Raw genomic sequence first — 19,016 nt, 5'->3', positions numbered from 1 at the left:
TTTTTTTATTTTTTATCCTTATTTCCTATAGAGAAACTATTGATGTAGCCAATGGGGTCTTTAGCGTCGTATTTGGTGCCATCAATAAAATCGGTTGTTGCAGGCTTGTACCCATCTGTATTTGGTACATCGCTAGCAGGAATGTGTCCTTCGGCCACCAATAAATCGGCTGCTTTTTTCCAGATGTCTGGTCTGTAAATCTTTTTAATGGTTTCAGCATACCAACCTTCAGGTTTTGGAGCGGGAATTTGTCCCCATCTACGCATTTGTGTTAAGAACCAAATACCATCAGAGTAAAAAGGATAGGTAGCATTGTATTTGTAGAATACATTAAAGTCTGGCATCTCACGTTTATCGCCTTTTTCGAATTCAAAAGTACCTGTCATGGAATTTGCTAATACCACTTCATCGGCACCTACATATTGAGGCATTGATAATATTTTTACAGCTTCGGCTCTGTTGCTTGGTTCGTCTAACCATTTACCTGCACGGATTAAGGCTTTGGTAACGGCAATGGCTGTGTTTGGGTTTTCTTCAACAAACTTTTTGGTCATTACAAACACTTTTTCAGGGTTGTTTTTCCAAATGTCATAGTTTGTTACAACCGGTACACCAATCCCTTTAAACACCGCTTGTTGGTTCCATGGTTCGCCCACGCAGTATCCATAAATAGTACCTGCTTCAAGAGTTGCTGGCATTTGTGGTGGTGGTGTTACAGATAGTAATACATCAGCACCAATTTGTCCTTGTACATTATCGGCTGTGTACATCCCAGGGTTTATTCCAGCAGCAGCTAACCAATATCTAATTTCATAATTGTGAGTTGAAACAGGGAAAACCATACCCATTTTAAAGGCGTTACCTTTGTTTTTGTATTCTGTAATTACAGGTTTTAAAGCATCTGCTTTTATAGGGTGAACGGGTTTACCATCGGCATCTTTTGGTACATTTGGTTTCATTTTTGCCCAAACATCGTTAGAAACGGTAATACCATTTCCATTCAAATCCATAGAATAAGCGGTTACTAATTCCGCCTGTCTACCAAAACCAGCACCTGCAGCTATTGGTTGTCCTGCAAGCATATGGGAGCCATCTAATTGGCCATCAATAACACGGTCTAAAACATTTTTCCAGTTTGATTGTGCTTCCACCGAAACAAATAAACCTTCATCTTCAAAAAAGCCTTTTTCTTTGGCGATGGCTAAAGGTGCCATATCGGTTAATTTGATAAAACCAAAAGTTAATTGTGGTTTTTCAATATCCAAGGTTTTTGTTTTTGAAGTTTCGGTTGTAAGGTCTTCAGTTGATGCTTTTTTTGTTTTTCCACCACAGGCACTTAGTAATAGCCCTAGTGATAAGATCCATGTTGATTTTGTTAATAGTGATTTCATATTGCTTGATTTTATTTAATAAGTATTAATACTTAATTACAAGGCAAATATATAAGTAGTAATCTTTCTATTTTATGATAAACAACATGTGAAGACCTCTTTTTTAAACATGTAAAAACCTGCTAAATAACAGGTTTTTAATATAATTTATTGGAAATAAGTAGTTTAGTGTCGTGAAATATCCTGGTAAGTAATACGTATTAGTACGTAAAACACAAGGATTTAATTGTAGAAGGGTATGAAAATGAAAGAAAAATTAGCTGTCTAGATAAAAATGATGCTCGCTAATTTCGTTTTTAAGAACTTGAACATCTACAATAGCAATTCTTCGGCCATTGGCTGTAATAAGTTTTTCTCTTTTTAAAGTTGAAAAAATACGTATTACCTGTTCTTCGGTTGTGCCGGCATAATCGGCATATTCTTTTCGGCTTAAAGGTAGGTTCAAAAAACCTTTAATATCACCAAATTTTCTGTGTATATACAATAAGGTGTCAATAACCCGTTCTCTAACGGTCATTTGGGAAATGGTTTTTACTTTTGATTCACTTCTGTTAAGTTCGTTGGCATAAAAGAGCATGAAATCGTATGCAAATCTCGGATTGCTCAATAAAGCCTCTTGTAAATTTTGTTTAGAAAAATAGCACAATCGGGTGTCTTCTAAAGCAATGGCGCCAATGGAGTAGTGTTCTTCGGTACCAAAACCACGATGCCCGATAATTTCACCTTCTTTAGCAAACCTAACAATTTGTTCCCTGCCATTTATACCTGTTCTAAAAACTTTTACTTTTCCTTTTAAAACAAAAAACAGCCCGTTCACAGGTGCACCTTCCATGATGAATTGTTGCCCTTTTTTACATCTAAGATTGTTTTTTTCGGTAATTAGTTTAGAACCGTCAAACGCTAATAGGTTTTTCTTAATTAGGCAACTGCTATTTTCACAAGAAAAACAGGATGTGTTATCTATAACGCGTTTTCTTATGATGGTGGTAGGAGTATGTATGGTTCTAGTTTGCAAAATAAGTTGTTTTAAATCGGTGTAAAATTTGATTTGCTCCAAATATACGTATTAATACTTAATTTTAAATAGTAAATACGTATTTTTGTAACATCTATAAAATATTTAAGGGTATGTTGTGGAGTGTTTAATAATATATTCGATATTTTGTATTCTACGTATTTATTTATAATTCTAGATAGAATAGAATTGGAGTAAAAATCAAATCGTTATATTTGTAAAGATATAACGATATTCTATGATGATTTCTGTTAATGAAGCCATTCAACTTGTTGAAAAACAAAGTAAACCACTTTTAAAAAGCATCTTTAAATCCGTTGAAAAAGCAGGAGGTTACAAGCTTTTTGAGGATGTTTTTTCAGATATTAACATGCCGCCCTTTAGGCAATCGGCTATGGATGGTTATGCGTTATGCTTGCATGAAGGTTTAACTTATAATTTAATAGGTGAAGTAAAGGCAGGAGATGCCCACCAGCCTGTATTGAAGAATGGAGAAGCGGTACGTATTTTTACAGGTGCTCCCGTTCCTGATACGGCCAATGCGGTTATGATGCAGGAAAAAGTAGCTGTAGATGGAAGTTTTATCACGGTGCAACACCAGATTGCAGTTGATACAAACATTCGTCCTTTAGGCGAGCAAGTAAAAAAGGGCGCATTGGCTTTGTCCAAAAATACTAAGTTAACGCCAGCGGCAATTGGATATTTAAGTTCGTTGGGTATTTCAAAAGTCAATGTTTTTAAAAAGCCAACTATTGCTTTAATTACTACGGGTAATGAGTTGGTGGATGCTGGTAGCGATTTGACTTTCGGAAAAATATACGAGAGCAATTCAAAAATGCTTTTAAGTGCGCTTTATAGTTTGAAGTTTTACGATGTTACCATACATAAAGTGGAAGATGATTATAGTGAAACTCTTTCAAAACTGAAGACCGTTATTGATGAAACCGATTTAGTGATAATTACCGGTGGTATTTCGGTGGGCGATTACGATTTTGTTGGAAAAGCACTGAACGAACTGGGGGTGACCGAACATTTTTATAAAGTGAAACAAAAACCAGGTAAGCCTTTATTCTTCGGAACAAAAAATAACACATCCATATTTGCGTTACCCGGAAATCCTGCTGCTGCTTTAACTTGTTTTTATGTGTATGTATATGTGGCATTGCAAAAAATGATGGATAATGAGGTTGTTGGGTTGCCACGTGTACAAGCTAAATCAATTTCAAATTTTAAAAAGAATGGTGACAGACCACAATTTTTAAAAGCCATTTATAGCGATGATCAAGTTGAAATTTTAGAAGGACAAAGTTCTGCCATGCAACAAACATTTGCTATATCAAACGCATTGGTGTTTGTGGCTGAAGCTATTGAAACCATTGAAAAGGGAGATTCGGTAGAAGTTATTTTGCTGCCCGTTTAAATAGAAAGTTATGAGTTATAAAATTAAAAGCAGAATATGGATTGAATGTAACGAACACGTGCTTTTAGGTGAAGGACGCGTACAATTATTGAAAGCCATAGACGAAACAGGTTCGTTGTCTAAAGCAGCTAAAACCTTAAATCTATCTTATAAAAAAGCTTGGAATTTAATAGACTCTGTAAACAAATCGGCAAAAAAACCGGTGACTATAAATTCAACGGGAGGTAAAGGAGGCGGAGGCGCAGAATTAACCGAATATGGCAAAGCCTTAATTCTGGTTTTTGATGAAATTAATCAAAATTGTTGGGAGTTTTTAGATCAGCAATTAGGGAAAATTGAAGATTTGTAGCTGGTAGCCATAATCATTAAAAAATAATCAATATTAAAATGCTTGAAACCCAAAGTATAGCCCTTTTTTTAATACTGCTCCCCATTGTAGCGTTTCTTTACGCAAGCGTTGGTCATGGTGGCGCCAGTGGTTATCTGGCATTAATGGCTTTGTTTTCATTTGCGCCCGAAACCATGAAACCCACAGCTTTAGTGCTTAATTTATTTGTTGCAGGTATTTCATTTTACTTTTATTACAAAGAAGGATATTTTAACAAAAAGTTGTTTTTATCGTTTGCTCTTACTTCGATACCTCTATCGTTATTAGGTGGTCGCTTTAATTTAGATGCATCTTTATATAAAAAAATACTAGCAATCCTTCTGGTTTTCGCAATACTAAAAATGTTAAATATATTTGGTAAAGAGAGTGAAAATATTAGACAAATTAAACTATGGCAAGGACTTACCATAGGCGGTATCATTGGTTTTTTCTCTGGTCTCATAGGAATTGGTGGAGGTATTATATTAACACCTCTCATTTTATTATTTCATTGGGGAAAGATGAAAGAAGCTGCTGCTGTCTCAGCACTATTTATTTGGGTGAATTCGGCTTCAGGATTAATAGGTCAATTAAGTATTGGTATATCTATAGAAAAGGAATCTTTTTTATTAATAGCTATTGCCTTAATTGGAGGTGTTTTAGGAGGCTATTTTGGAAGTAAAAAGATAAACAATCAAAGTTTGCGATACATCTTAGCTTTTGTGCTTTTAATTGCGTGCGTAAAATTATTTTTCACATAAAATGATGGACAAAAAACACATAACAGGTATTATTCTTTCTGGTGGAAATAGTTCGCGTATGGGGAAAGATAAGGGTTTTTTGTTGTATGATGGAAAACCGTTCGTTCAACATAGTATAGAAGCATTGAAGCCCTTAGTTTCAAGAATAATGATTGTTTCCAATAATGAAGAGTATGATGTTTTTGGGCAAGAACGTATTGAAGATATTGTTGAAAATGCAGGTCCATTGGCTGGAATTTATTCGGGATTGAAGCAGTCTTCAACAGCTTATAATTTAGTGTTGAGTTGTGACATTCCTTTGATTAAAACGGATATTTTAAAAAAACTGATTGACGCCATTGATGATGAAGCTGAGGTTATTCAAATTGAAAGCCAACATAGAAACATGCCTCTCATAGCCCTTTATAAAAAGTCATGTGCATATGTTTTTTTACAACTTTTAAATGCTGGTGAACGAAGATTGCAAAATGCAGTCAATCAATGTAAAGTAAAAAATGTGGTATTGGATCATGAAGAGGCATGCTTCACAAAAAATATCAATACCCCAGAACAATTAAACGATATTTTAAAATGAAAATTACTGTAAAATATTTCGGAATGATAGCAGAAACAACACAATGTGAAGAGGAAATCATTGATTTTTCAGGAAATTTTATTTCTGATTTTTTAAAAATATTACACTCCAAATACCCTGAATTAAAAAATAAGGGGTTTCAGGTTGCTCAAAACCAAGAATTGGTATCCTTGGAAACTGGAGTTACAGGAGGTGAAATCGCATTATTGCCTCCTTTTGCGGGGGGGTAATTTATGTTTAAAGGTGAGTCGTTTAATTGTTTAAACGATTCAACGAATAAACAAATCAACTAAAATGAACAGATACAACAGACATATCATCCTTTCAGAAATTGGTCAAACAGGTCAAGAGAAGCTATTGAACGCTAAAGTTTTAGTGGTTGGTGCTGGCGGACTTGGGTGTCCTGTGCTGCAATATTTAGCGGCAGCAGGTATTGGTACTTTGGGCATTATAGATTTTGATGTGGTTGAAACATCTAACTTACAGCGTCAGGTATTATTCGGAACTTCTTGTTTAGGGCAAAATAAAGCAGAAGCAGCAAAAAAACGATTGGAAGATTTGAATGATGAGATATCCATTATAGCCTATCCAGAAAAATTAACCTATCAAAACGCTATCGATTTATTCAAGCAATTTGATATCATCGTGGATGGTTCTGATAATTTTGAAACGCGTTATTTGGTGAACGATGCCTGCATCATAACCAACAAGCCTTTGGTGTTTGCGGCTATTTATAAGTTTGAAGGTCAAGTATCTGTGTTTAATTATGAAAACGGACCGAGTTACAGGTGCTTGTTTCCAAATTCGCCAAAAAAAGATGCAGTTCCTAATTGCTCCGAAATGGGCGTTTTAGGTGTTTTACCGGGAATTGTTGGGAGTATGCAAGCCAACGAAGTGCTGAAAATCATCTTAGGTATTGGTAATGTTTTAAGCGGAAAATTGCTTTGCTATAACGCATTAAATTCCCAAACGTTTATTTTAAGAATCAATAAGTCTGAAACAGAAATAGCTAAAGTTTTAAAGGAACAAAGTGATTTTCATAAAAAACAATTAATAGAAAATTGTGATTTTATAACTTCTGAAATTTCTATCAAAGACATTTCAACGTTTGAAAACATGCAGTTTATAGATGTTCGGGAATTGCATGAACTTCCAAAAATTGAAAGCATCCATATCACCTCAATTCCTTTAAGTGAACTTGAAAATTCAATAAATAAAATAGATACTGAAAAGCAAAAAGTGGTTTTTTGTCAATCGGGTATTCGAAGCAAGCAAGCCGTTTCTATTTTAAATAAAGCAAACATTAAAAACTGTTATAGTTTGAAAGAAGGCGTTGAACAAATAATTGATGCCTACGAGGTTTTGAAAACCTCGCAGAATTAACAGCATAAATGAACTTGACCTGCAAGGTTTCAAAAACCTTGTAGGTCTCAAAAGAATATAAATCATGACAGATAAAAAGGTAAAAAGCGTATTTAAACAAGGAGCGATTTCTTCAGAATTTATAGGGGAGTCCATCGCAAAACACCAAACTAAAACCAGCATTGGTGCCCATAATATATTTTTAGGCCAGGTAAGAGCCGATGTTATTGATGGAAAAACCGTTTCAGCTATTGAATATACTGCCTATGAAGATATGGCAAACCAAAAATTCCACGAGATTCGTGAAGCAGCTTTTGAAAAGTTTAATCTCACTTGCATGCACATTTACCACAGTTTAGGTATGGTGAAAGCAGGCGAAATTTGTCTTTTCGTGTTTGTGTCTTCACCTAGAAGAAAGGTGGTTTTTGAAGCTCTAGAATATATTGTAGAAGAAATAAAAGCGCATGTGCCCGTTTTTGGGAAGGAGATTTTTGAAGACGATACACATCAATGGAAAGTTAACAATTGAATATTTTTTATTGATTATTTATTATTAAAACCTACCATGAAAGAGCAATTAAAAATAAGGACTAAAGTGTTTGCCCACAACTGTGTTAAATTAACGCAATCCTTTCCAAATACATATTTGGCTAATCATATTAAAGGACAATTGATTAGGTGTTCAACTTCAGTAGCAGCAAATTACAGAGCAACATGTATTGCGCAATCTAAACCAAGTTTTATTGCAAAAATTAGTATTGTTATAGAAGAAGTAGACGAGTCTAATTTTTGGATAGAATTTGCTTTAGATGAAAACTTAATTTCTAAAGAAGAAATAGATTGTTTGTTAAAAGAATCACGCGAATTAACTTCTGTTTTCATAGCATCAAGAAAAACCGCGATTTCTAATAATCAATAATAATTAAACAATAATAAATCAAAAAAATGGTCGATATCACACATAAAAACACCACATTGCGCACCGCAGTAGCCCAAGCCATTGTAAAAGTGAGTAAACCCGAAACCATTGAAGCAATTCAAAACGATACTGTTCCTAAAGGAAATGTATTTGCTATGAGTAAAGCGGCAGGTTTATTAGGCGTAAAACGAACACCCGATATTTTACCCGATTGCCACCCGTTGCCTATAGAATATACGGGTGTAGCCTACGAAATAAACGGTTTGGAAATCACTGTTCTATTCACGGTTAAAACCATTTATAAAACAGGGGTAGAGGTGGAAGCAATGCATGGTGCCAGTGTTGTGGCGCTAAATATGTACGATATGCTAAAACCCATTGATAAAGGTATTGAGATCCATCATATAAAACTGCTGAACAAAAAAGGAGGGAAGTCCGATTTTAAAAACCGATTTAGAACAGATATTACCGCTGCGGTTATTGTGTGTTCTGATACTATTTCGGGTGGACATAAAGAAGATAAAGCAGGAAAAGCTATTATTGAAAAGCTAAAAATATGTGGTGTTCAAACGGAAGCATATGAAATAATTCCGGATGTATTGGAAGTGATTCAAAACAAAGCAAAGCAGTATCAAGAACAAGGAGTGGATTTAATAATCTACACAGGAGGTACGGGGCTTTCGGCACGCGATGTTACTCCAGAAGCATTGGGACCGCTTTTGGATAGACGTATCCCGGGTATTGAAGAGGCCATTCGTAGTTATGGGCAAGATAGAACGCCTTACTCCATGTTGTCCAGAAGTGTGGCGGGTACCATAAAAAATACGTTGGTGTTGGCGTTACCGGGTTCAACTAACGGAGCAGGTGAATCTATGGATGCCATATTCCCATCGGTTTTACACATTTTTGGTATATTAAGAGGAGCGAGACACGACTAAAGTGTTTATTCGTGGAATCGTTAAGTCGTTTAAACAATTACACAATTACGCAGTTCAACGATTCAACAATCAAACAGAAGAAAGCAAAGAAATGAGCGAAAACAAAAACATATTACAAGATTTACACGGCAGAAACCATGCGTATCTGCGTATTTCGTTAATTGAACGCTGTAATTTACGTTGTTCGTATTGCATGCCCGAAGAAGGTGTACAGCTATCACCTAAAAGTCATTTAATGACTTATGAGGAAATTTACGACATCGCTAAAACCTTTGTGAAACATGGGGTAACAAAAATAAGATTGACTGGTGGTGAGCCTTTAATCAGAAAAGATATTCCTGTTATTTTAGAAAAACTGGCTACACTTCCTGTGGAATTATCAATCACTTCAAATGCTGTTATTATCGATAAGTTTATTGATGTTTTAAAAGCGCATGGAGTCAATAAAATCAATCTTAGTTTAGATTCCTTAGATAGAGAAAAATTCAAACACATAACGCGTCGCGATCAATTTGACATCGTGTATAAAAACCTCTTTCTTTTAGTGAAAGAAGGTTTTAACGTAAAAGTGAATGTGGTATTGATGAAAGGTTTTAATGAAAATGAAATCATCGATTTTATCAACTTAACCAAAAACATGCCTATCTCGGTTCGTTTTATTGAGTTTATGCCCTTTGATGGTAATAAATGGGATCTGGGCAAAATGGTTTCATATGCAGAAGTGATGGCTTATGTAAACGCCTCATTCTCAAAAGAAAACATTCAACGTTTACAAGATGCACCAAACGATACTTCCAAAAATTATAAAATATCAGGTTACAAAGGTAGTTTTGCTGTGATTAGTTCGGTTACCAATCCGTTTTGTGATTCATGTAACAGATTGCGACTAACAGCTAACGGTCAATTAAAAAATTGTTTATTCTCTTCAACAGAATCCGATTTACTCACCACACTTCGCGAAGGCAAATCCATAGAACCCATCATTCAAAAAGCAGTACAGGCCAAGTTTAAGGTGCGTGGTGGTATGGATACACTTAAAAAACTTCAAGAGCCCAAATTGCATAACAATAATAGAAGTATGATTACTATAGGAGGGTAGTTGTTGTTCTTATTTCATACTTCAAAAAAATTATTGAAATTTTAATTAGGATAAATTTGTCCGTTATTTAATTTAGGTTTATTTTTGTGAAAAATTTTAAAGCAATACGTTTTAAAATAAGACAAAAATGTCCTTTATAAAACATCTGCTATTGAGTGAACATAATAACTAAAAATAACCTAAATAAAATAACTATAAAATGACCAAGAAAACCAAAATCTAAATTATTCTAAAAGAACAAGTAAAAATTTAAAATTCAATAAAATTATAAAAATGAAAAAAACATGGATTGCATTTATTAGTGTTGTAACGCTATCGTTTATTACGCTAATTTGGATAGGGACAGAGGTTTATCAAACACAACCTCCCATACCGGAAACGGTTATTATTAAAGAAACCAAAGAAGTTTTATATACTAAAGATGATATTCAAACGGGGCAAAACGTTTGGGAATCCATAGGCGGTATGGAAGTAGGTTCTATTTGGGGACACGGCAGTTATGTGGCACCCGATTGGACTGCCGATTGGATTCACAAAGAAGCTACTTTTATGCTCGAAACTTGGGCACAAAATGATTATAAATCTAATTATGAATCATTAAATGTTGAACAAAAAGCAGCTTTGAAAGCGCGTTTAATTAAAGATATTAAAACAAATACCTTTAATGAATCGGACAAATCGATTACGATTTCTGAAAGCAGATTAGCTGCCATTAAAGAAAACATTAAACATTACAAGTCTATTTTTTCTGAAGGAAAAGAAGAATACGCCATCCCAAAAGGGGCACTTGTTGATGAAGCAAAGTTGGAACAACTAAATGCATTCCTTTTCTGGACCTCTTGGGCAGCCAGTACAAACCGCCCAGGAAAAGAATATACCTATACTTCCAATTGGCCACACGAACCATTGATTGATAACACCATTACAACAGATTCTATCATCTGGTCTGGTTTATCTATTGTGTTGCTTTTACTATTTATTGGTATTCTTACTTACTACTATTTAATTAATCATGAAAAAGGGGAGTTGCTTGAAAAACCAGATGCAGACCCATTAACAAACTTGAAGTTGTTCCCAAGTCAAAAAGCCATCTTAAAATACTTCATTGTTATTTCATTATTAATCGCCTTACAGGTTATTTTAGGTGCAGCTACCGTTCATTACACTGTAGAAGGACAAGCGTTTTTTGGTTTCGATTTATCTAGATATTTGCCTTATTCAATAACCAGAACATGGCATACACAATTGGCGGTGTTTTGGATAGCCGCCACCTGGTTAGCCACTGGTTTGTTTTTAGCGCCGATGATTTCTGGCAAGGAAATGAAATACCAACGCTTTGGCATCAACTTTTTGTTCTTCGCTTTATTGGTTATCGTTTTAGGTTCCATGTTTGGCGAATGGTTGGGTGTTCATCAATTTTTAGATTTAACTACCAATTTCTTTTTTGGTCACCAAGGTTATGAATACATGGATTTAGGTCGTTTTTGGCAAATATTCCTAGGTATTGGTCTGGTGCTTTGGGTAGTTATGGTAAGTCGTCATATTCTATATGCCATTCGAAAAAACGATGCATCAAAACATTTATTGATAATACTTTTGGTATCGGTAATGGCTATTGGAATGTTCTTTTTCTCTGGATTGATGTATGGCGAAAACAGCAGTTTACCCGTTATCAACTATTGGAGATGGTGGTTGGTGCACCTTTGGGTTGAAGGTTTCTTTGAAGTTTTTGCCACCGTTGTAATTGCTTATATATTTTCTCAAATGAAAATTATATCAGCTAAAACGGCTGGTCGTGTTTCCATTGCATCTGCTTCTATATTTTTAGCAGGGGGTATTATAGGCACACTTCATCATTTATATTATTCGGGAACTCCCGTGCAAGCCATCGCTTTGGGAGCTACTTTTAGTGCTTTGGAAGTAGTGCCGCTTACACTTATGGGCTTCGAAATAAGAGAAAATTGGAACCTATTAAAAAGCAGACAATGGATGCAAAAATACAAATGGCCCATTTTCTTCTTTATCGCTGTTGCTTTTTGGAATTTTGTTGGCGCCGGAGTATTTGGGTTCTTAATCAATCCGCCAATTGCCTTGTATTATATTCAAGGGTTAAACACCACAGCGGTACATGCCCACACCGCATTATTTGGCGTTTACGGTATGCTGGGAATGGGCTTTATTTTAATATGTTTACGTTTTTATTCCAACAGAGTCTGGGAAAGCAAAAAACTAAAACGCGCCTTTTGGTATTTGAATATTGGTTTGGTTGCCATGGTGTTGTTCAGTTTGCTGCCTATTGGAATTATTCAAGCCTATACCTCCATCACTCAAGGCTATTCTTTTGCAAGAGAATCTGAATTATTATATTCACCAACGGTTCAAACTTTAAAATGGATGCGTATGATTGGCGATGTGATATTCTCAATTGGTATTTTCTATTTCTGCTGGTTTACCATTGATGAAACTATTTATAATTTCAAAAGAAAAAAAGTGAATGGAGAGAAATAAAATCTAAATTCACTGCATAGAAACAGCAACTTTAAGCATTTCAGTTTAAATGTTGCTGTTTTTTTATGGAATTATTTCAAAACTAATCTTCTTACTAAAAGATACATTTCTTACATTTAGGCAGTAAACAATTCATATGCTTAAAAAAGTTTTTGGAAGTGCTGTTTTTGGGGTAGAAGCGACCACGGTTACAGTAGAAGTGAATACCGATACAGGTATTGGTTACCATTTAGTAGGTTTGCCCGATAATGCCATAAAGGAAAGCAACTACCGTATTGCGGCGGCGCTTCAAAACAACGGTTACAGAATTCCTGGTAAAAAGATAATCATCAATATGTCGCCAGCCGATTTACGTAAAGAAGGCTCAGCGTACGATTTGACGTTGGCCATAGGTATTTTAGCTTCTTCCAATCAAATAAAAGCTGAAGATTTAGAGCGCTATATCATTATGGGTGAACTTTCGCTTGATGGCACTTTACAACCCATAAAAGGCGCATTGCCCATTGCTGTAAAGGCTAGACAGGAAGGTTTTAAAGGTTTTATTCTTCCTAGAGAAAACGCTAAGGAAGCTGTGTTACTAGTTGTATAGGCAAATTAAAATTAACTATATTTGAATTGTCAAACAATAAATAATTCAAATTATGTTAGCAGTTTATTCTCGTATTTCTCAATTAAAAGAAGAAGGTAAAGACCGTTCTATAAATGACCAAAAAGAACTAGGTGAAACCAAAGCCAAAGAATTAAACCTTCAATTCAAACATTACACAGATGAAGGTATTAGCGGTGCTGGTGATACCATTGAAGATAGACCAGCATTATCTCAACTTCTTGAAGATATTATTTCAAAACAGATAACAGCCGTTTTTGTTATAGATGAATCAAGGCTTTCAAGAAATCCCAAAACCAAATATATTATAATCGATTTATTCAAAGATTATAACATTATCACTCATTCTCATATTGATGGTATTTTAGATTATTCAAATCCCGATACCGAATTTATTAGTGAAATAAAAGCCGTTATCCATAAACGACAAGTAACGGAAACCAAAATAAAATTAAAACTATCTCTTAAACGAGCAGTTAAAGAAGGTAAAGCCACCAATCCGGTTTTAAAATATGGTTATAAAAAAGATGATAATGGTTTTATAGCAATTGATGAAGAAGAAGCTGAAATTGTAAAACTAATGTTCAAACTATCATTAAAAGGAATTGGTACAAATAAAATAGCTGAAGCACTTAATGATGATGGTGTTCCAACTCGCTATGCTAAGACAGCTAAAGGTTCTTTAACAACACATAATAAATTAACAGGCATAACCACCAAAAAACAAAAGAAAGACGTTAAATGGCAACAAAATACTGTTAGGCAAATAATCAAATCAACTTGGTATTATGGTAAAAGATTATATCAAGGTGAATATTATGATGTACCACCGATATTAGATAAAAAGTATTGGCAAAAGGTAAATGATAACCTTACAGCAAATAAAACATATTCTGGAAAATATACCCATAAATGGTTATTGAAAGGATTGTTAAAATGTGAATGCGGATGTAATATGTATGGTCATTATTACGAGGTCAAAAGAGAAAATGTTTATAGATGTTCAAGCAAAAGAGCCAAAACAAAAACAACAACTAACATTTGTAAAACAAGGTCAATTAATAGACCTTCAATCTATCATTTCATTTGGAATAGGTTCTTTGTAGATAAACACCTTTCAAATCTTGTTTTAAAGCACTTTAAAAATACGGATGAAAAAGAAATGATAGATAAATTGAACAATAAGCTTAATGAACTTAATCACCTTATTTCATCAATTGCCGGGGAAAGAAAAAAAACAATAACATTAACAATAAAGGGATTTATAACAGATGAAGAATCTGAAAGGGAACTAAAAAGAATAAGAACTGAACAAAATGATATTGAAACGCAAATTCTAAACCTAAAGGAACAGATAAAAACTTATGAAAATAAACTATCTTCTTCAAAAGATATATCAAATGAATTGTTGGAATATAAAAACAAAACATCTTTCAATGATAAACATTACATTTTGAACAAGTATATTAAACAAATCGTAGTTACTGATGAAAATAGAAAATATAAGTTCAGAACAATAGAAGTTTATTTTAACATTCCTAATATTGAACCGGAAGTATATTTAATAGATAACGGTTATAATTATGCACTAGAACCATTTGAAGAAACTCTAATACCAATTTCTGAAAAATTCAATGATTATAGTCAAAATGAAATAAATGAAATGGGTAGAAATACTTCAAGAAAGTTTAAAGAGAAAATGAAAAATATTATTCAAGAAAGAAATTAATAATATTAATATATTTGTCATTCACTTTTGAATAACATAATGTTATTTATTGTTTGACGACAAAAAGTGAATAGGGGTAACTTAATTGTTATCCCTTTTTTTTATACAAAATCCGGGGAAATCAATTATAATACAAATCCTAAACAGGGGGTACATAACCTTCTAAATCAAAATAATCATTCCATAAAACACTTTGCCGGGGGAATCATAAAAAAATATAATTATAATACCTGATTTACATTATTAAATAATAAAAAAACAACATCAGTAAGTTTATCAATCATAGAAAATAAAACCCAAAATAAAATAAAACTAACAGATATAACAATATTCAATACAAATGGCTTATCAACAATTATATCTTTATTAGTCATTAATAATCTAATATGTAGAATAGGTATTATAAAACCAAATACAATCATATAAGCTTGCCAAAAGTATTTACTTATAGTTGAAATATCAGGTAATAAGGGTAAAACATAAAACATAATCATTCCACCAACTACATTACCAATAATGGTAACTAACAAAACATTCTTTTTTATTAACTCTATCATATCAAGAATTTAAAATTATACTTCAACATTTTCTTTTAATTGTTTATACTTGGTATAGAAATATATAAAAGTTAAAAAACCAATTATAATACCTATAACATTACCTAATATATTTAATATTGTATATTCACCTTTATCAACAGAATTAATACCTAATTGATATATAATATCATAACCAAATAACCTTGTGATGCCAATAATTATAAAACTAAAAGGTAATAAATATAGATTCAATATATGAAAAAACCATACTATGAAATTTACCATTATCTTCTTAAAACTAATAAACCAATTACCAATGGTTTTAACTTCAGGTAGTAATGGTAATACATATTTATCACCTAATAAACCCAATAACCAAGCTACTATAAGTAAGAAATATGGGTTGTTAAAAAAATCACGCATTTCAATATATTTAAAATACAAAGTTAAATTATTATTGTTGTATTATTAAACCTACTTATTAACATTATTCTAATTCCTAGTAATTATGTAGGGTTTTTAAAAAGGTATAAATAAATAATACACAATATAGTTAATAATATATCCAACACGCACATTACACACCCCCAGCACCCCATCTTTTTCATTCATACTTTCAACCATTAGAACCATTACCAGCATCATTATAAATTATTAACAAAACATAAACGGACGTTGCAGGTTTGTTAAATTATTACTATTATTGTAAAGTCAAACAATAAATAATAAGAATTATGAAGTATATAGCATATTATCGTGTATCAACAAATGAACAAGGTAAATCAGGTTTAGGTCTGGAATCTCAAAAGGAATCAGTTAGAAAATATATTACCAATACCAACGGTGAATTAATTAATGAATTTACCGATATAGCAAGTGGTAAAAAAGATAATAGGATAAACTTAAATAAAGCCATTTTAGAAGCTTTAAAACATTCAGCTATATTAGTTGTTAAGAAACTAGATAGACTATCAAGAAGTGGGTTTAAAATAGCTGTTAAGTTAGAAGAATTAGGTGTTAAATACATTGAATCAGATTCACCAAATGATAATGAATTATTAAAGAATATTAAATTGGCTATTGCTAAAGATGAACGTGAAAAAATAAGTGAAAGAACTAAATCAGCATTGAAGGTATTAAAAGCTAAGGGTGTTAAATTAGGTAATCCAAATAATCTAACAAATGAAGGTAGGTTAAAAGGTGCTAAAGCAATGAAAGTTAAAGCAGATTTAAACCCTAATAATAAACGTGCAAAGATGATAGCTAAGACGTTTAAAACAAATGGATATACATTACAACGTATTGCAGATGAACTTAATTCTAATGGGTTTAAAACTGCTAGAGGTAATGAATTTAATCCAATACAAGTATCAAGATTATTGAAATAAAATCATTTCAACTTGCACTTATAACTTTTTTTATATATGATTGCCATAAAAGGAATTATGAAATACAATACTTACTTAATTAAAGAAAAGAATACTGGTTTATATAAAATAGGTAAATCAAATGACCCACTAAGAAGATTCTATACATTACGAACTGCTAATATACATATTGATTTAGTTGGAATATCATCTACTAAAGAAAAGCAATTACATAATATTTATGATGAATATAGAATTAGTGGTGAATGGTTTGATTTTAATGATTCAACTATTAATGAAGAATCATTATTAAAATACTTTACACCATATGATGAAGTTTATAATATCAATCCTGAAAATAAATTAGTTTTAACTGATGTGTTGGTAGAAACAATTAATAAACTAAATAATGATTTTGATTCTGAAAAGGTATCAAAATTAATGGACGTATTATTTAATACTTATGGTGCTAAACAATATGGTGAACTATTGGAATATAAACCATTTAATAATTTAGTTACTGAATATACCTATATGAATCTATAATAACCCCAAATTAATAACAATTATGAGTACGAATACAGTAACTATATTTACAAAGGAATTTAAAGATAGATTAGAAACACTATTAAAGACCATAGATAAAACATTTGAAAATATTAATGCTGGTGGTTGCGCTCACTTTGCTAAGTTTTTATATCCACACTTAAAAGAATTAACAGATGATATAAAAGTTATCTATTGTCAATATTATGGAAGTAATGACCATTTATCCGTATTAAAAGAATATTTTAATGATTATGTTAAAAGTGGTGATATAAAAGATTTAGATGAAATTGAAACTTCACATTTAATGTTAGTATGTGAAGGTTATTATATCGATTCAAGTGGTTTATATAAATCATTCAAAGACTTTAAAAAGAAGAATAATATATTAATGTTTGATGAAATTGGTGAAGTTAAATTTGAAGAATTAGATACTTGGTGTAACAATAGAAAATGGAATAAGGTATTTGAGAAAAAACAATTACCAAAGATTCAAAAGGTTATTAATAAATATTTCAATAAAAAATTAACTATTATGGAACGTTTAAATATATATGCTTCTAATCAATAAGTTTGTTGAATAATAAGTAAGTATACATAATATAATGAATAAACCCCTTTAGATTAGTTCTAAGGGGGTTTAATCATTTATTTCTAAATTAACAACTTATTATTTCTACCAATATTTAAATTAGGTATTATCACATTCCATACATTTTCAAATGGCAAACCAAATACTTTAGATAATTGATTAATTGAATATTTTGGATTCCTTTTATGATAATCAATAATCATTTCTTTTACTTTTTCATTCATATTTTTATGTTTAATAATTTGAAGTATTCTAATTGTTGTTCAGGTGAATCAAAATCAGTTATAAAAATATTTTTATTATCCCATATTTTTTGTACTAAAGTATCTGATATGTTTAATTCAATATCATTTTTAAGAATTTTATGTTTATAAGTATTATCTGAAATTTCTTCATATACTAATTTTAATGATGGGGGATAATAACTTTGACAATTATATAATAAATTAATTATAATATTATAAACTTCATTTTTTGAAGTACCGAACATCTTTGATATTTTATCATAATCAAAACATATATTAATTTTAATGTAATCAATAATCATTTCTTTTACTTTATCATTCATTTTTAATTATTCTGTTAATCTTTTTAGAGCCATTTTAAAGGCTTTATTTTCTTTCAACCTATTCATTGCTGTGTGATATAATTGTTGCACTCTTTGAGGTGTCAAATTAAGTGATTCAGCTTGTTTAGGTAGGTTTATAGATTTATCCATATTAAGCCCTAAATACTTAATTACTATATCTGCTTGCATATCACCATTAACATTTTTTTTATGGCTTATAAGGTGTTCTTTTATTATTTCAATAAGTTCAGATTCATTACAAGTTTTGATTGAATCATAACTTTCAAATCTATCTTCAAACTTGAAATTATTATCTTCATTATTCCAATTTGAAAATGAATATGCTTTAGGGTTATCTGTAAACTTTTTGGCATTGGCTGGAATCCTGATTATGTTATCTTGATAATCTAATAAGCTGAAATAAATATTATGATAACAGAAGGTGGTAAATGTAGCTTCATTTGAATTGTTATATTTTTCAATTGAATTTGTTAAAGCTTCAAGTGCAACTGAAAATAATTCTTCAGAATTAATATTTTTAGATTTGGTAAATCTCATTACCAAGTTTAATACCAATGGTAATTGAGTTTTTACTATTAATTCTTTATTTGCTTCAATATTTTCAAATAGTAATCTTACTTCATCAGTTGATAATTTAATATAGTTATCATTTACATATTTTTTTAGGTTCACTATTCATATTTCTTTATTTTC

22 protein-coding genes and 1 pseudogene are annotated in these 19,016 nt (G+C 31.8%); 16 read left to right on the top strand and 7 right to left on the bottom strand.

Annotated elements, in window-relative coordinates:
- Nucleotides 1-5: 5 nt before the first annotated feature.
- Entirely contained in the window at nt 6-1,391 is a 1,386-nt protein-coding gene (locus J8H85_RS13675; protein ID WP_209655774.1) for a CmpA/NrtA family ABC transporter substrate-binding protein, read from the bottom strand.
- A 256-nt stretch (nt 1,392-1,647) separates the two neighbouring features.
- The gene (locus J8H85_RS13670; RefSeq protein ID WP_245243814.1) at nt 1,648-2,406 is read right to left on the bottom strand and encodes a Crp/Fnr family transcriptional regulator; all 759 of its coding nucleotides are present in this window, start codon (nt 2,404-2,406) and stop codon (nt 1,648-1,650) included.
- Nucleotides 2,407-2,644: 238 nt separating this feature from the next.
- On the opposite strand from J8H85_RS13670, the gene J8H85_RS13665 reads away from it, so the two are divergent.
- From J8H85_RS13665 to J8H85_RS13605, 13 genes and pseudogenes are all read left to right on the top strand, one after another.
- Nucleotides 2,645-3,826: a molybdopterin molybdotransferase MoeA gene (locus J8H85_RS13665; protein ID WP_245243813.1), complete on the top strand. Its 1,182-nt coding sequence runs from the start codon at nt 2,645-2,647 to the stop codon at nt 3,824-3,826.
- Between the two features lie 10 nt (nt 3,827-3,836).
- On the top strand, nt 3,837-4,175 hold the full coding sequence (locus J8H85_RS13660) for a winged helix-turn-helix domain-containing protein (protein WP_209655773.1): 339 nt from the start codon (nt 3,837-3,839) through the stop codon (nt 4,173-4,175).
- Between the two features lie 38 nt (nt 4,176-4,213).
- Nucleotides 4,214-4,954 (top strand): sulfite exporter TauE/SafE family protein, encoded by a 741-nt coding sequence (locus tag J8H85_RS13655; protein WP_245243812.1) that lies wholly within the window; start codon nt 4,214-4,216, stop codon nt 4,952-4,954.
- A 1-nt stretch (nt 4,955) separates the two neighbouring features.
- Entirely contained in the window at nt 4,956-5,528 is a 573-nt protein-coding gene (mobA, locus tag J8H85_RS13650) for a molybdenum cofactor guanylyltransferase (RefSeq protein ID WP_209655772.1), read from the top strand.
- Nucleotides 5,525-5,758 (top strand): MoaD/ThiS family protein, encoded by a 234-nt coding sequence (locus J8H85_RS13645; RefSeq protein WP_209655771.1) that lies wholly within the window; start codon nt 5,525-5,527, stop codon nt 5,756-5,758. The genes mobA and J8H85_RS13645 overlap by 4 nt, the downstream gene beginning before the upstream one ends.
- A 64-nt stretch (nt 5,759-5,822) precedes the next feature.
- Nucleotides 5,823-6,911, top strand: coding sequence for a HesA/MoeB/ThiF family protein (gene moeB / locus J8H85_RS13640; RefSeq protein WP_209655770.1), 1,089 nt, complete (start codon nt 5,823-5,825; stop codon nt 6,909-6,911).
- Nucleotides 6,912-6,975: 64 nt separating this feature from the next.
- Nucleotides 6,976-7,419: a molybdenum cofactor biosynthesis protein MoaE gene (locus J8H85_RS13635; protein WP_209655769.1), complete on the top strand. Its 444-nt coding sequence runs from the start codon at nt 6,976-6,978 to the stop codon at nt 7,417-7,419.
- A 36-nt stretch (nt 7,420-7,455) separates the two neighbouring features.
- A complete protein-coding gene (locus J8H85_RS13630) occupies nt 7,456-7,809 on the top strand; it encodes a four helix bundle protein (protein ID WP_209655768.1) in 354 nt (117 codons plus the stop codon).
- Nucleotides 7,810-7,835: 26 nt separating this feature from the next.
- Entirely contained in the window at nt 7,836-8,747 is a 912-nt protein-coding gene (moaCB, locus tag J8H85_RS13625) for a bifunctional molybdenum cofactor biosynthesis protein MoaC/MoaB (RefSeq protein ID WP_209655767.1), read from the top strand.
- 91 nt (nt 8,748-8,838) lie between these two features.
- The gene (moaA, locus tag J8H85_RS13620) at nt 8,839-9,846 is read left to right on the top strand and encodes a GTP 3',8-cyclase MoaA (protein WP_209655766.1); all 1,008 of its coding nucleotides are present in this window, start codon (nt 8,839-8,841) and stop codon (nt 9,844-9,846) included.
- Nucleotides 9,847-10,119: 273 nt separating this feature from the next.
- The gene (locus J8H85_RS13615; RefSeq protein ID WP_209655765.1) at nt 10,120-12,354 is read left to right on the top strand and encodes a nitric-oxide reductase large subunit; all 2,235 of its coding nucleotides are present in this window, start codon (nt 10,120-10,122) and stop codon (nt 12,352-12,354) included.
- 136 nt (nt 12,355-12,490) lie between these two features.
- Nucleotides 12,491-12,934: pseudogene (locus tag J8H85_RS13610) on the top strand (magnesium chelatase domain-containing protein); the annotation flags it as partial.
- A gap of 61 nt (nt 12,935-12,995) precedes the next feature.
- Nucleotides 12,996-14,690 (top strand): recombinase family protein, encoded by a 1,695-nt coding sequence (locus tag J8H85_RS13605; protein WP_209655764.1) that lies wholly within the window; start codon nt 12,996-12,998, stop codon nt 14,688-14,690.
- 221 nt (nt 14,691-14,911) lie between these two features.
- Here J8H85_RS13605 and J8H85_RS13600 read toward each other — a convergent pair whose 3' ends face one another.
- Complete coding sequence (locus J8H85_RS13600) at nt 14,912-15,247, bottom strand: hypothetical protein (protein WP_209655763.1); 336 nt, start codon at nt 15,245-15,247, stop codon at nt 14,912-14,914.
- Nucleotides 15,248-15,262: 15 nt separating this feature from the next.
- Entirely contained in the window at nt 15,263-15,652 is a 390-nt protein-coding gene (locus J8H85_RS13595; protein ID WP_209655762.1) for a hypothetical protein, read from the bottom strand.
- Between the two features lie 311 nt (nt 15,653-15,963).
- Between J8H85_RS13595 and J8H85_RS13590 the strand changes: the two genes are divergently transcribed.
- The 3 genes from J8H85_RS13590 to J8H85_RS13580 are packed head-to-tail and all read left to right on the top strand — an operon-like array spanning nt 15,964 to nt 17,713.
- Nucleotides 15,964-16,617 (top strand): recombinase family protein, encoded by a 654-nt coding sequence (locus J8H85_RS13590; protein WP_209655761.1) that lies wholly within the window; start codon nt 15,964-15,966, stop codon nt 16,615-16,617.
- A 36-nt stretch (nt 16,618-16,653) separates the two neighbouring features.
- Nucleotides 16,654-17,142, top strand: a complete 489-nt coding sequence (locus J8H85_RS13585; protein ID WP_209655760.1) for a GIY-YIG nuclease family protein — start codon at nt 16,654-16,656, stop codon at nt 17,140-17,142.
- A gap of 22 nt (nt 17,143-17,164) precedes the next feature.
- Nucleotides 17,165-17,713: a hypothetical protein gene (locus J8H85_RS13580; protein WP_209655759.1), complete on the top strand. Its 549-nt coding sequence runs from the start codon at nt 17,165-17,167 to the stop codon at nt 17,711-17,713.
- An 83-nt stretch (nt 17,714-17,796) separates the two neighbouring features.
- Here the strand turns inward: J8H85_RS13580 and J8H85_RS13575 are convergent, their stop codons facing one another.
- Genes J8H85_RS13575 through J8H85_RS13565 form a run of 3 tightly spaced genes read right to left on the bottom strand, consistent with a single transcriptional unit; the run spans nt 17,797 to nt 18,995 of the window.
- Complete coding sequence (locus J8H85_RS13575; RefSeq protein ID WP_209655758.1) at nt 17,797-17,958, bottom strand: hypothetical protein; 162 nt, start codon at nt 17,956-17,958, stop codon at nt 17,797-17,799.
- On the bottom strand, nt 17,955-18,302 hold the full coding sequence (locus J8H85_RS13570; RefSeq protein ID WP_209655757.1) for a hypothetical protein: 348 nt from the start codon (nt 18,300-18,302) through the stop codon (nt 17,955-17,957). The genes J8H85_RS13575 and J8H85_RS13570 overlap by 4 nt, the downstream gene beginning before the upstream one ends.
- Before the next feature lie 6 nt (nt 18,303-18,308).
- Nucleotides 18,309-18,995, bottom strand: a complete 687-nt coding sequence (locus J8H85_RS13565; RefSeq protein ID WP_209655756.1) for a sigma-70 family RNA polymerase sigma factor — start codon at nt 18,993-18,995, stop codon at nt 18,309-18,311.
- Between the last annotated feature and the right edge of the window lie 21 nt (nt 18,996-19,016).

The sequence above is a fragment of the Mariniflexile gromovii genome, from assembly GCF_017814435.1.
GTDB classification, from domain to species: Bacteria; Bacteroidota; Bacteroidia; order Flavobacteriales; family Flavobacteriaceae; genus Mariniflexile; species Mariniflexile gromovii.
This window is presented reverse-complemented; position numbering and strand designations above follow the sequence as displayed.